General features: G+C 39.4%; 13 protein-coding genes. 10 read left to right on the top strand and 3 right to left on the bottom strand.

What is annotated here, in order from left to right; all coding sequences use genetic code 11:
* Positions 1-88: 88 nt before the first annotated feature.
* The 6 genes from NSIN_RS08610 (at position 89) to NSIN_RS08585 (ending at position 7,127) form a co-directional block, all read left to right on the top strand.
* Positions 89-592 (top strand): 4Fe-4S dicluster domain-containing protein, encoded by a 504-nt coding sequence (locus NSIN_RS08610; protein WP_101010807.1) that lies wholly within the window; start codon positions 89-91, stop codon positions 590-592.
* Positions 582-1,205 (top strand): hypothetical protein, encoded by a 624-nt coding sequence (locus tag NSIN_RS08605; RefSeq protein ID WP_101010806.1) that lies wholly within the window; start codon positions 582-584, stop codon positions 1,203-1,205. Before NSIN_RS08610 ends, NSIN_RS08605 begins: the two co-directional genes overlap by 11 nt.
* Positions 1,202-1,492: a hypothetical protein gene (locus NSIN_RS09580; protein ID WP_218192582.1), complete on the top strand. Its 291-nt coding sequence runs from the start codon at positions 1,202-1,204 to the stop codon at positions 1,490-1,492. Before NSIN_RS08605 ends, NSIN_RS09580 begins: the two co-directional genes overlap by 4 nt.
* A gap of 12 nt (positions 1,493-1,504) precedes the next feature.
* Positions 1,505-2,629 carry a patatin-like phospholipase family protein gene (locus tag NSIN_RS08595; RefSeq protein ID WP_101010805.1) on the top strand — a complete coding sequence of 375 codons (1,125 nt, stop codon included), beginning with the start codon at positions 1,505-1,507 and terminating at the stop codon, positions 2,627-2,629.
* Positions 2,630-2,752: 123 nt separating this feature from the next.
* Positions 2,753-3,985 (top strand): cation:proton antiporter domain-containing protein, encoded by a 1,233-nt coding sequence (locus NSIN_RS08590; RefSeq protein ID WP_165775296.1) that lies wholly within the window; start codon positions 2,753-2,755, stop codon positions 3,983-3,985.
* Between the two features lie 310 nt (positions 3,986-4,295).
* Positions 4,296-7,127, top strand: coding sequence for an OmpL47-type beta-barrel domain-containing protein (locus NSIN_RS08585; protein WP_101010803.1), 2,832 nt, complete (start codon positions 4,296-4,298; stop codon positions 7,125-7,127).
* Between the two features lie 97 nt (positions 7,128-7,224).
* Here NSIN_RS08585 and NSIN_RS08580 read toward each other — a convergent pair whose 3' ends face one another.
* Entirely contained in the window at positions 7,225-7,404 is a 180-nt protein-coding gene (locus NSIN_RS08580) for a hypothetical protein (protein ID WP_133124134.1), read from the bottom strand.
* 69 nt (positions 7,405-7,473) lie between these two features.
* Positions 7,474-8,898 (bottom strand): MFS transporter, encoded by a 1,425-nt coding sequence (locus tag NSIN_RS08575; protein ID WP_101010801.1) that lies wholly within the window; start codon positions 8,896-8,898, stop codon positions 7,474-7,476.
* A 216-nt stretch (positions 8,899-9,114) separates the two neighbouring features.
* On the opposite strand from NSIN_RS08575, the gene NSIN_RS08570 reads away from it, so the two are divergent.
* The gene (locus tag NSIN_RS08570; protein ID WP_101010800.1) at positions 9,115-9,300 is read left to right on the top strand and encodes a DUF1059 domain-containing protein; all 186 of its coding nucleotides are present in this window, start codon (positions 9,115-9,117) and stop codon (positions 9,298-9,300) included.
* 73 nt (positions 9,301-9,373) lie between these two features.
* On the opposite strand, the gene NSIN_RS08565 is transcribed toward NSIN_RS08570, so the two are convergent.
* The gene (locus NSIN_RS08565; RefSeq protein WP_133124133.1) at positions 9,374-9,730 is read right to left on the bottom strand and encodes a hypothetical protein; all 357 of its coding nucleotides are present in this window, start codon (positions 9,728-9,730) and stop codon (positions 9,374-9,376) included.
* A 225-nt stretch (positions 9,731-9,955) separates the two neighbouring features.
* Between NSIN_RS08565 and NSIN_RS08560 the strand changes: the two genes are divergently transcribed.
* From NSIN_RS08560 to NSIN_RS08550, 3 genes are all read left to right on the top strand, one after another.
* Positions 9,956-11,074, top strand: a complete 1,119-nt coding sequence (locus NSIN_RS08560; RefSeq protein WP_133124132.1) for a YncE family protein — start codon at positions 9,956-9,958, stop codon at positions 11,072-11,074.
* Between the two features lie 320 nt (positions 11,075-11,394).
* Positions 11,395-12,162, top strand: a complete 768-nt coding sequence (locus NSIN_RS08555) for a hypothetical protein (RefSeq protein ID WP_101010796.1) — start codon at positions 11,395-11,397, stop codon at positions 12,160-12,162.
* A 201-nt stretch (positions 12,163-12,363) separates the two neighbouring features.
* On the top strand, positions 12,364-12,861 hold the full coding sequence (locus NSIN_RS08550; protein ID WP_133124131.1) for a hypothetical protein: 498 nt from the start codon (positions 12,364-12,366) through the stop codon (positions 12,859-12,861).
* The last annotated feature ends 1 nt before the right edge of the window (position 12,862 follow it).

Here is a 12,862-nt window from a genome sequence, read left to right as displayed (position 1 = left end):
TGCAGAGTATGTCGTGGATGATTGAGTTGCATTTTTTTTCATGCAATTGATTGCAAGTCTTTTTTATTCATCATGTAGGTATGTGTGCATGCCAATAGACTTGGAATTTCCAAAAAATCACAAACCAATAGGCAAACACAAGTGTGCAGATGGTGAACATTTTCATTTTGTTTGGGGCCCCGGAAAAATAGATGCCGAGTCTTCAACTGATGAAAACATACAAAACGCCTATAAAAAACGGGGAGAGGAATATGTTCCTCTGGGAATACATGGGACTTTTGTCGCAGTTGACTGGGATTCATGCATATCGGATGGTGGATGCATTGAGGTGTGTCCAGTTCAAGTTTATCAGTGGTATAGGACGGAAAATGATGTTCCTGCGGTACAGATGGTAAACGCTACCAGTGTTGGAACAGGTGAATCTCATCAGAAGGAGGGACGTAAAGATTACACAGACAAATCAGAACCAATTCGAGAACATGATTGTATCTGGTGTATGGCGTGTGTCTCTGTCTGTCCTACACAAGCCATCAAGGTAGATCAATCAAATCAAAAAATCCATGAGGAGATGGCGATAAAATATGCAAAATGAGGGTAAAGTAGTGGGAAAAAATATCTGTGATATATGCGGGACAGACGTTGGCGCTGTTGATGGTAACACAGATTGTCCTATTTGTGATGACCTATACTTTGGGAAAATAAAGGAAAGTTACACTCAAAATCTAAAAAGATGTAATATCGCATCCGAAGATTTATTCAAACTTTATTTTGATTTATCTGGCGAATTTGTAAAATCTTCGTATAATATTGCTACTCAATATCTTGAAATAGAGAAAAATTTGCGCCTCTACAATCCGTCTTGGTATTATCTTCTCACATCGTACCAATTTCTAAGAAACAGGTTTCTTGGAAATATGATACAGAGTGCTAGTGTAATATATTCTAGTTTTACAGATGTCTGGAAAGTTCACTTTTATACCATGTCAGAAAACATTGTATCCACACTTGAAAATGTGAATAGATTTTGTAATACATGTAATGAAACTATAAACGTTCAAGAAAAATCACATATTTCTGAAGGAAATAAGAATCTGATAAAAACGATCAGTGTTGTCAATAGGACGTACAGTACATATCAGAAGGAACAGAAGATTACCCAGACCAATAATTCTGAGAACATTGTGGGAGTGTTGAAAAAGAAATGAGACTGTTCCATAAAAAAACATCATGTGAACAATGCATGGAAGAATTTGAAAGTTATGAAGATCTTGTTGATCACACTAGACATGCACATCATCATGACATAGTAAAATGTAACGAGTGCGGAAAAGAGTTCATACATGAAAAAGATAGGTTGCATCACTCACGAGAGGAACACAAAAAGAAGATAAAGAGCAGAATGCACAAGGGCGAACACAAACACGATATAGCGAACCCACTTCCACAGGATGATCTTGACGCACATATGCGGAATTTCAGTGATAATTTTTAACTTGGGAAATGTATGAGTAATTCTCAAGACACGGTACGACCAAGATCTAAATCTGAAATGAATATATCTAAACACACAGGGGTTCAGGCAAGTGAAACGGTGCTCATCTTGCAAGGTGGTGGTTCGCTTGGCGCATACGAATGTGGCGTTTACAAGTCACTGCACAAGCATAAAATAAAATTTGATATTGTAGCTGGGACTTCAATCGGAGCAATTAACGCAACAATAATCGCATGTGCAAAGAATGACCCCATAAAAGACCTAGAAAGTTTCTGGCTGGATTTGGCAGATAGTGTCACTCCTCCCAATTTGCCTTATAATGTGAGATCACGTTTTTCCGCAATGTACTCGGCAGTTTTTGGCAATCCTAATGCTTTTTTTCCAAAATGGTTTTTGCCATCGGCAGATTATTTTTTTCCATTTTTGTGGCCTTATCTTTACGATAAGACTCCGTTGATGAATACTTTGAACAAGTATGTGGATTTCAAGAAATTAAGAGAACCAAATAGTCCTAGATTGATTGTTACTTCAACTGACATAGAAAATGCAAGACCGTCAATATTTGATAGCATGTATGATAACATAACTGCAGACCATGTTCTTGCCAGTGCAGGGTATCCGTTTTACGGAATTTCATGGACTAGAATTAATGGTAGGTATCTCTGGGATGGTACATTATTGAACAATACCCCTCTTCGTGAAGTGATAGATGCATCTCCGAAACACAACAAGAAGGTCTATCTCGTAGATCTGTTTCCTCATGAACAGCATGATCTTCCTAGAAATATGATTGAAGTTTGGCATAGGGCCAGAGATATCATGCATGTAGATAAGATACTGTATACATTACACATGTCAAAACTGATTAATCGACAGCTTGGCCTTATTAGAAACATGTACGAGATTCTTGACAAATCTTCATTAGATGAAAATTCAAGGACAAAGTTTTCAAATATTCAAAAAGAATACCATGAGATAGCTCAAGAGAGAGGTGCAATTATAGATCAAATAGTGAGAATCCAACGCAAGGAAGACTCGCATTTTCTATTCGAGGATGCTGATTTTTCCATCACCACGATAAAGAATCTTATGGAACAAGGAGAAAGAGATACAATTCTGGCATTATCAGAGATTTGATGACTCGAAAGAATTCAGCTATGTTTGTCATCAAACTTTTCCATTTTTTATTTACAAACTGGAAAATTTCTATAAATCGACAACATTCGACAGAATTTTATCATATCGTCTTTTAGAAATTTTGTGATAAACGAGATAATTGTTTTTTCCGCAGCAGCAGGAATCATATTTCTGGGATTTGCAGGCGAGATCTTTTTCAAAAAAACGGGAATCTCGTACTATTTGTTTCTGATTTCAGTTGGAATTGTACTTGGGCCGGTCTTCAATGTATTTCCACGAGAGCCTCTAATTCCAGTTCTTGGTCTGTTTGCAAGCTTTACGCTCATCATGATCCTATTTTACAGTGGTATGGATATGAGGATAAAAGAAGTCATCAGGGGAAGTCCAAGGACGGTAGTCCAGGTAACAATCTATGTGGTATCAAGCATATTTTTAATTGGTTTTTCACTTCACTTTATTTTAAAATGGGATCTACTCCAGTCATTGATATTTGGCTCAATGGTTGGAGGCGAGACAGCATCAGTTGTTGTCATTCCGTTGTCAAGGTCGCTCAGGCTTGGCCAGAACACAATAACATTTCTAACACTAGAATCAATTTTGAATTCAATTTATTCAATTGTGTTTTACGAGGCCTTTGTGAGCCTGTACAAGACTGGCACAAGCAACTGGGCATTACCACTGATTACAATTGGGACCAGTTTTTCAATTGGCATTGCAGTAGGAATTGGCTTGTCCATTGTCTGGATGTTTGTGCTAAAATATGTCAGAAATTTCAAGTACACATACGTCCTGTCCCTTGGGCTATTGTTTGCAACATATGCCATAACCGAGGTCTTGCATGGAAGCGGACTAGTGGCAGTGCTCATCTTTGGCTTATTTTTGGGCAGCTCCAAGATCATCTTGTCCCGCCTTGGCCAAAAATTTGACCTTGCAGACATGAACGAGCAGTTTTACAAGTTCCAGGGCGAGATATCATTTCTCATGGAGACATTCTTTTTTGTATTTCTGGGTCTTGTGTTTGTGATTACACCATCTACCATTTTATCAAACCTCATGCTTGGGTTGCTTGTAATTGGAATCTTGCTTGTCTTTAGATTCATTGCTACAAAGGCATCTACAATAAAATCGGAGCTACGCAAGGATCAGCTTGCAATATTTATTATCTGTGCACAAGGAGTTGTTCCTGCCACGTTATCAATTGCCGCACTAAACGATGGCATTCCGCTTGCAAATACATTTGTCAGCATTGCAGTATATGTGATCATACTTTCAAACATTGTGACAACTACAGGTTCTATCTTAGTTGCAAGAAAAAATAGGACATCAGTTACAGATGACAAAAACCCGCTTGAATGACATCATTATAAATAACTCAGAAAAAATAAACTCTAAATCTTTGAAAAAGAAAAAAGATAAATCTTTGTCTTGTGTATATGATCTAGGAATCTTAATACAGGACATTATTGTTTGAGATCCCCCCGGGCCCGTTTCAATTTTAACTCAAGACATTAGGTACTCGCATCCACAAATTCAAATCAGATGTGTCTCACAGGGTCCTAATGGACTCAGACTAATATCACGCATGTGACAGGGTCTGAATTATTTTTCTCGTGATCTAGATCAGGCTTTTATAGAAGATTCTTCTCGAAAAAACCACAGGTCTGATATGAAAGGTCATGCTCGCTCAAAATTACTTGAAGTTCTATTTGTAATCTTGGCAATTCCGTCAATATTCTATCTTACATCTGCACATCTACAGGGACAAGAACTTACAGGATTTCCAAATGCAAGTGCACAGGTGCCAACTCCCTGCCCCAACATCAGCACAGACACGGTGCTTACCTATTCCTGCGTGGTAGACTCGCATTATTCAGGCATCACGATAAATCAAGGTGTCACACTCACAATAAATCCTGGTGTCACCATTACAAGCTACAATGACATTACTGCCTATGGGAATATAGTCAACCATGGGACAATCAACTTCCAGGCCTCGCGCAACTTCTATGTGTATTCGACCCTTACGAACTATAACAATATCATAATATCCAACTACGCCCAGCTTGTCAATTACGGGACAGTGTCAAACTACGGCGGGACCATCACAAACAGCTACAGCGGCGTCATCAACGGAGGTCTTCTTAACAACAACGGCACCGTTGACAACATCTTTGCCACCTTTCAAAACAACCAAGGCGGAGTGATAAACAATAATCTTCATGGTACCTTTATCAACAGCCTTGGAAATCTGTTCAATTATGGTACCATCAACAACTCCTGTGGCGCAGTCTTTACCAACACCGGCTCGATATATTCAAACCCTGTCACATTTGCGTCATGCTTTGCAACAACAGCTGCGATAATTCCCAACACCTCATCCACTTCTACAGGCTCTATCCTTGTCTTTAACGCAACAATTACCGATACATCTTCTACTCCAACAACTCCACAAGGAACCATATCATGGAACGACGGCTCTGCAGGAGGCAAGTTTGCCAACTCTACAACATGCATACTTTCAGGCTCTGGCACTACAAGCAGCTGTACCATATCCTACACCGCGCCCTTGTCTGCAAAATCGGTTGTCATTACAGCGCAATATGCAGGAGACTCGGCGCACTCGCCAAGCTCTGCAACATCTCATCTCACAGTAATTGCACCAGATACCGTCGCACCAACCACAACTGCAACACTTGCAGGTACTGCAGGAACTAACGGATGGTACACGTCGCAAGTAACTGCTACGATTGCAGCATCAGACAACCCGGGCGGCTCTGGAGTAAAGTCAACAAGCTACTCCCTTGACGGTAGTACTCCAACTGCATACACTTCGCCAGTCATTGTTACAGGAGACACCAACCATACTCTTTCATTCAACTCTACTGACAAGGCAGGAAACGCCGAACTGCCTCACCTGATATACATCCCAATTGACACGACTCCACCTGTCATCACGGTGCCAACTGACGTGACAAAGGAAGCAAAAGGTCCGCTTACGCGCGCCTTCCTTGGAACTGCCACTGCAATTGATGCAGTTGACGGGCCTGTCACAGTGACAAGCAATGCAACGGCAAAGTATCCTGTCGGTACAACAATAATCCAGTACTCTGCAGCAGATCTTGCAGGAAACACTGCATCTGCATTCCAGCATGTAATAATTACAGATACAACTCCTCCTTCACTTCAACTACCTGACCAGATAACAACGCAGGCAACAGGGTCATCAGGGGCTATAGTATCATACAAGGCAAACGCAACTGACTTGGTAGACGGCCCTGTAACTCCTGTATGCAACCCACCGTCTGGCAGCACATTTGCATATGGTAACACCACTGTTACATGCACTGCAACAGACTCGCACGACAACACGGCAACTGGAGAGTTTGATGTCAACGTGCAAAACAAGATACCACCAACAATATCAATTACATCTCCTGCACAAAATGCGATAGTAAGCAGCGCAACAGTTGTAGTATCGGGAACTGCATCAGACATTGTATCGGTATCTAATGTATCATGGAAGGTCGACTCGGGTACAGTATCAGCAGTGTCAGGAATTACTCCTGGTACTAACATAATGTGGTCGTTTGCAACATCAAACCTCGCACCAGGCCCTCACACAATACAGGTTAACGCAACAGACTCTGCAGGTCTTGTTGCAATATCTCAAATATCAATAACATATGCTGCTCCTACTGTCACTATTCCGGTACCACAAGGAGGCGGACAGTTAACATTTAGATCAGGCAGCGGCGGATTCACAAACCTCACATCCGTATCGCAATCAAGCCTTCCCTCTCAGCCCCCTCCAGGCAATTATCCGCTAGGATTCTTCGCTTGGGATATTACAGGATTTGCACCTGCTACATCTGTAACAGTTGATGTGACATCTCCTGTACCACTTGCCCCTCAGTCCCAATACTTTAAACTCATAGGAAATACTTGGGTTCCAATACCTGTAACAGTTCTTGGAAATACAATGAGGTTTTCTATAACAGATAACGGACCATGTGATTCCAACCTGTCTGCAGGGATAATATCAGATCCGGCAACAGTTGCAGCCCCGACAGATGGAAGGATAACAGGCGGGGGAAATATCGGAAAAGGGACAAACTTTGGCTTTGAGATCTACTCAGACCTTAGCAACGCCCACTCTATCCAAGGCACGTTTGAATACCATGACAGGTATGTCAGGCTGGACCTTGAGAGCAACAAGATAAACTTCCTCTCAGTTGACACAACAGGTACCCAGTCAACATTTGTCGGAACTGGGACATATGATAGGCATGACAAGCACGACGCTGCAGATACTTTCCTTGTTTCAGTCACAGACCCCGACAAGAGAGGAACGCATGACACATTTTCAATCACAGTAACTGACAGCTCAGGCAACATCGTATACCAAAATTCAGGTGTAACAAAAGGCCACATCGAGATACATCATACAGGCAATGATGATAACGGAAAAAATGGCAACGACAGCCACAGAAAGAACTGAAAATAATTCAGAATGGAAAACTTGGAGAATCTTGACAGTTGTGATGCTGGTACGTATACACCTTACATGAAAATAATCTAACAAATCACTTTGTATTTTATTTTATTCCAGAACATACTTCGCCTAGTATGTTTGAGTTGTATTCTCCAAGTTGTGGCCTTATGCTGCTACGTGGAATGATCTTGCAAATTACATCTGGTAAAAGAAAATCTCCTACCACATAGACTCCTATTAAGAGGAGTCCTATTAGAATTAAAAGCCCAAATGGTATCTGCACTACCAACTCTAGTAAAGTTGCATATAATAATCATCTATTTTTCAGAATATTTTCACATATCTTACTACTCTAGTATATGACATGCTCTTCTTCTCGCCTGAGAATTATGGCTGGAATTATTGATGCCACAAGAGCAAATGTTGAAATGTAAAATATCACATGGATTGAGTTTATAAAATTCGTAATTACAACTGCAGAAGAATTGTGCACCGTAGAGCCAAGGAAAACTGATTCGAGATCTTGCGGTGGAATGGCATGTGCAAGTATTGCAAATGATATTCCAAGGCTCATTACGTTTCCCAGTGTTACAAGAGTGGTACTCATCCCTGCCGCAACACCTCTTCTCTGAGGTGGCACTGAACCCATGATTGATGCCCTGTTGGGTGATGCAAAGATGCCAAAGCCTGCACCAACTAGTGCCAAGGGAAGCACCAGTCCCTCAAAGTCTGTCACAGGGGAAATGCGGGTCATGACAAGAAATCCAACAGTGGATATTGATAGGCCCAGAATGGTAAGGATCCTTGAACCGTACTTGTCGGAGAGCCATCCTGAGATGGGCCCAAAGGTTGCAATTGTAAAAGAGACTGGTATGAGATAGATACCTGCAGCAAAAGGCCCGAGCCTCATTGAAGGTCCCTGTAGGTAGAATGTCATTATCAACACAAGCGCACCTCTTGCAAGGGCATTGAGAAAGATCATAAAATTTCCAGCAGAGAAGAATTTGTTTTTGAAAAGTGAGATGTCAAACATGGGCTGCCGTACCTTTGATTCTACATATGCAAATACTCCGAGCACTCCTATCCCGGTCACTACAAACACCACTTCTAGCAAAGAAGGAATCATCTGGAGCGATCCTGTAGTGATGCCAAGCATTATCAAAAGAAGTCCTGCAACAAGGACGAGATTGCCTAACCAATCTATACTTCCACCTGATATTGTACCGAGTTCTCTCATCTTCTTATGTGACCATATTGCAGCAAAGGTACCTATGGGAACATTTACCCAAAAGATGGACCGCCATCCAAGTGTCTCAGTCAGAATCCCTCCTAGTAATAGTCCTAGGACTGATCCAATAACTATGGAGATCTGATTTAGACCAAGCGCTCTTCCTCTTTCCTTGGCATCAAATGCGTCAGTAAGTATTGCCGCACTGTTTGAAAACAAAAATGCCGCACCAAAGGCCTGGAAGATGCGAAAGAGTATCAATTCTGTCCCAGACTGGGCAAAGCTACAAAAAAGTGATGATATCGTAAACACGACAAGTCCCATATTGTAGAGTTTCACACGGCCAAACATGTCTGCAAGCCTGCCAAAGCTTAGAAGCACACATGTTGTTACAAGACCATAGGAAAGCACTATCCACATTGTCTCAATAAGCGAGGAGTGTAGATCAGAGACTACAGTTGGCAGTCCTATCAACAGGATGTTGGTGTCAAGTGATGCCATCAAAATGCTAATCGTAGTGTTGGATAGCGCAACCCATTTGTATTGCATTTTTTGTTCCTTTTCGATCTTGAATCAAATTCAATTTAAAACATTAATGCCACTTTGATTGGTGGCTAACTCCTTAATCCTGGGAATTTCCAAGTCAAACAATCTGATTTACCATGTAATCATATTTTACTATGATAAAATCTGACCCTTTTCTTTTGACATAAAATAATAATTTGACTATCTCAAAACTTATAATGATTAAAACCAAGGAGAATTATGCTAAAATTCAAATGCAAAGATGTTGGGTTTGAATGCAATTTTGTAGCAAAAGGAAAAACAGAGGATGAAATATTGTCTCAATGTGCAATACACGCAACAAGAGATCATGGCATGAAACAAGAGGATATTACAGATGAACTAAGAGGTAAAATCAAAGCCAATATTCACAAATCCTTGTTCTGAATGTCCTCTTTTTGTTATATTGTATTTGTTGATATGTTTTGAAATGTTGGTATAAAAGAAAAAAGAGACGGTGCTAGCCGCTCATACATACGCCTGGAACCCATGTGTCTCTGTAGCATATCTTGTCTGGATTTACAATTGAGCAGTTACCTTGTTTGTCGCATTCGTATCCTTCTTTTCTTTCCCACTGGTGTGGCAATTCAGCCTTTTTAGCATCGGAAAATATGCTCTCAATCACAGACATTCTGTTCTTTTTTGTCAGTGTATTCTCAAGGGATGCTACAACACGAATAAGGTTTGAAACATGCCTTCCAGCTCCCTCTTTGTTTGTTGAAGTCTTTTCTATGCGAGATATCATCTGTTCGAGGTCTTGTCGAATCTTCTTTTTTTCTATCTTTGCTATCGCTTTTCTAGATGCTGTGAACTTCATGTCTGTCATAGTATGTGTACTTGTTTTTAACTATGATCAATGTATGAGATGTACTGTACTAAAACTCCTAGGGCTTGGTTGGATTGGCCTGTAAAATTGGTATTTGAAAATAATACCATGTTGCTGGTATAAACTATGAAATTCATCTAACTTTTCCATGATTAATTGAATTCATTAAAGGACACAATCATTATTTTTATATTGTATCTATTCAAACTGGGTAAAGTGAAAACCACACATCTAGTAATAGTTGCTCTTTTCATGTTTGGAACCTGGCCAGCCTTTGCATTTGATGTGTCACAAATTAATGTTGGAGCAAATCCGTGGGCCATATCAATTGACCCAAACACAAACAGGATTTTTGTAACAAACTTTGGAAATGATTCTGTCTCTGTAATTGATGGAAATACAAATACTGTAATCAAACAAATTACTGTGAATGACAGTCCAACAGGAATTGTGGTCAATCCAGATTCTGGACTAGTCTATGTTTCAAGGCTTAGCTCGCATGCTGTAACTGTAATAGATGAAAGAACATTTACAATTACATCTAACATAACAGTAGGAACACAACCAAATGGTCTTGGATTAAACCCTGTTACAGGTTACATCTATGTGACAAATATGGGTGACAGAACTGTCTCTGTAATTGATGGCAAAACAAATTCAGTCATAGATACGATACAGGTACAACTACGTCCTACCGCTGTATCTGTAAACCCGTCCACCAATACTTTGTATGTCACAAATTCTGGTTCGGGAACAGTCTCTGTTATTAATACAAACACAAACACAGTCTCAAACACTATACCAACAGGCAAGGGCCCTACTGATGTTGCAATAAACCTATACTCTAATACTGTATATGTCACAGATTCTCCTACTTCACAAATCTTTCTCATTGATGCAAAAAATAATACCGTATTATCAAAAATTCCAGTAGGCTCTAATCCTGACGGTGTATCAATTGATTATTCTAAAAACAGAATTTTTGTTGCAAATTCTGGTAATGGTACAGTCTCTGTAATTGACGGAAATACTAGAATGGCAACTGATGTGATTCCTGTGGGAAAACATCCATTTGCAATAGCCACAAACCCGTTAACAGGCATGACGTACACTGCAAATGACACACCTGGTATTGTATATGTCATATCTGACAATGAAAACTCGACATCTTCTCTTCAACAACAACTTGATGCGGCCAAAAGTCTTGCTGAAACCAAAACACTTGACAAACGTCAATCTGATGATATTCAAAATGCCATTGTTTTGGCAGAAATTGGCATCCCTATAGGATTTGGCGTGTCTGTATCAATCTTTATTTTCAAGACAAAAAAATAAACTTGCAATTAAAAGATGTCTCTTACTAGTTTCTCAAATATTGATAACAAGAATTTCTATTTGTTGAAAGCAGCATATTTTGTAAAACACTAGTGTATAAATTTTAGAAAACCATTGATCACAACACTTTGTTTGTTTCTAAAAATATGTTCAAATCTGGTGTACAATCACACATTAGATAATTTTTCAAATCAATATTTTTTCCAAATTTTTTAAAGTCCTTTCTGGAAATAATTTTTTCAAAAAAATTCCAAAATAGAACATGAATTTGTAGGTGATTTCGCAATCTTTTAAGTACAATAAAGACCAATTGAAAAAGAATGACAAATAAGATATCTCCAAATTTTGTCATTGTAGCTATCATAATACTGGGTGCAGTAGCGATATATTCTGCAGATGCTGCAGGAATTCCGAAGAAAGCCATTTCTCTAGCATCTAGATTCATTGAGTCTGACCTTCCTACTACTACTGTTTTTACAGATGCGGCAAATACATTTAATGCAGGATCAAAGCAAACATTTCAAGCAAACTCATCTACTGCTGGTTTTAATTTAGCAGGAACATCTTCAGATCCTTCCTCTCTGTCACCAGGAGATATCTGGAGAAATACTACAGCAGGAGTCTTGAAGTTCCAAGGATCTTCTACATTGCAAACAATAGTGACCACAAAATCACTTGCACAGTTCAATACGGTGAGTGGAACATTGGCATCTGGCAAGTCAGCTAGTGCATTGATGGCAGGTTCTGGTATCACTTTTACTCCGCAACAAACAGGTAGAGTAAAAATCGATTTTACTTTTGAATGTATATCTGCCACTAAAGGTGATGGTTGTCTAGTTCAAGCTGCTTATGGTACTACTCCTGCACCTGCAGCCAATGCCGCAGCTACTGGAACCACAGTGGGTTTACAGTTTGATGCCAAATCTGGTGCATTAGTCAATGGCTCTCCAAATACATACACCATTCCAGTAATTATTACCGGACTCAATGTAGGAACAACATATTGGATAGATCTTCAATATGTTACTGATACAACCAATGTGATTGCTACCATATCAAATGCCCAAGTGACTATAGAAGAAGTATGAGTCTTTAACCGTATGTGAAAACAATGTAAAACATTGTTTTTTGTGACCATGAGTCTGCAAATAATGTGATTACAAATCCAAACTTTGTATCTGATTTGTTATCACGTGTGATATTTGTAGATTGACCTATTATGTTGCCAAATTAATTCCAAGTTGATGAAAATTACATACATTGTAATTATCAGTATTGTTTGCTTATCTTTGCCATTGTCTTCTGCACATGGTGACAATGTTCTTACTCCTCCATTTGTACATGCCATAGTGACAAATCCAATCTCGGTATTTGGAAAAACATACAATCTACAAGTGGATAACATGACTTATCCTCTATACTATGGATTTCATTATACCAGTGCGACGGTATCAAAGATATCAGTCGTCCCTGAATCCAATTCTATTCAAATGTCTCTACAAAATGTAACAGAAACCGATACAATGTGGGTCTACATTCCACAGTCAATCATATCTTCAGATAGCAATCAGTTTCTACTTTATGTGGATGGAAAAAACACTTCCTATGAGATTGCAACTTATAGTCATTCAACAATACTGGGATTCACTGTTAATACCAATACACATGAGGTTCAAATCCAGGGTACTAGGGTAATACCTGAATTTTCTACATCTGTATTTTCTGTGGCAGTGATAGGCTTTGTATCTATTCTGGTATTGAGATTCTATCGACCACTAAAGATGTAAA

Origin of the sequence: Candidatus Nitrosotalea sinensis (assembly GCF_900143675.1) — an archaeon.
Classification (GTDB): Archaea; Thermoproteota; Nitrososphaeria; order Nitrososphaerales; family Nitrosopumilaceae; genus Nitrosotalea; species Nitrosotalea sinensis.
This window is presented reverse-complemented; position numbering and strand designations above follow the sequence as displayed.

Excerpts from the sequence above, each read along its gene's own strand:
- NSIN_RS08610 (WP_101010807.1), top strand. The coding sequence starts at position 89 with ATGCCAATAGACTTGGAATTTCCAAAAAATCACAAACCAATAGGCAAA.
- NSIN_RS08605 (WP_101010806.1), top strand. The coding sequence starts at position 582 with ATGCAAAATGAGGGTAAAGTAGTGGGAAAAAATATCTGTGATATATGC.
- NSIN_RS09580 (WP_218192582.1), top strand. The coding sequence starts at position 1,202 with ATGAGACTGTTCCATAAAAAAACATCATGTGAACAATGCATGGAAGAA.
- NSIN_RS08595 (WP_101010805.1), top strand. The coding sequence starts at position 1,505 with ATGAGTAATTCTCAAGACACGGTACGACCAAGATCTAAATCTGAAATG.
- NSIN_RS08585 (WP_101010803.1), top strand. The coding sequence starts at position 4,296 with ATGAAAGGTCATGCTCGCTCAAAATTACTTGAAGTTCTATTTGTAATC.
- NSIN_RS08575 (WP_101010801.1), bottom strand. The coding sequence starts at position 8,898 with ATGCAATACAAATGGGTTGCGCTATCCAACACTACGATTAGCATTTTG.
- NSIN_RS08570 (WP_101010800.1), top strand. The coding sequence starts at position 9,115 with ATGCTAAAATTCAAATGCAAAGATGTTGGGTTTGAATGCAATTTTGTA.
- NSIN_RS08565 (WP_133124133.1), bottom strand. The coding sequence starts at position 9,730 with ATGAAGTTCACAGCATCTAGAAAAGCGATAGCAAAGATAGAAAAAAAG.
- NSIN_RS08555 (WP_101010796.1), top strand. The coding sequence starts at position 11,395 with ATGACAAATAAGATATCTCCAAATTTTGTCATTGTAGCTATCATAATA.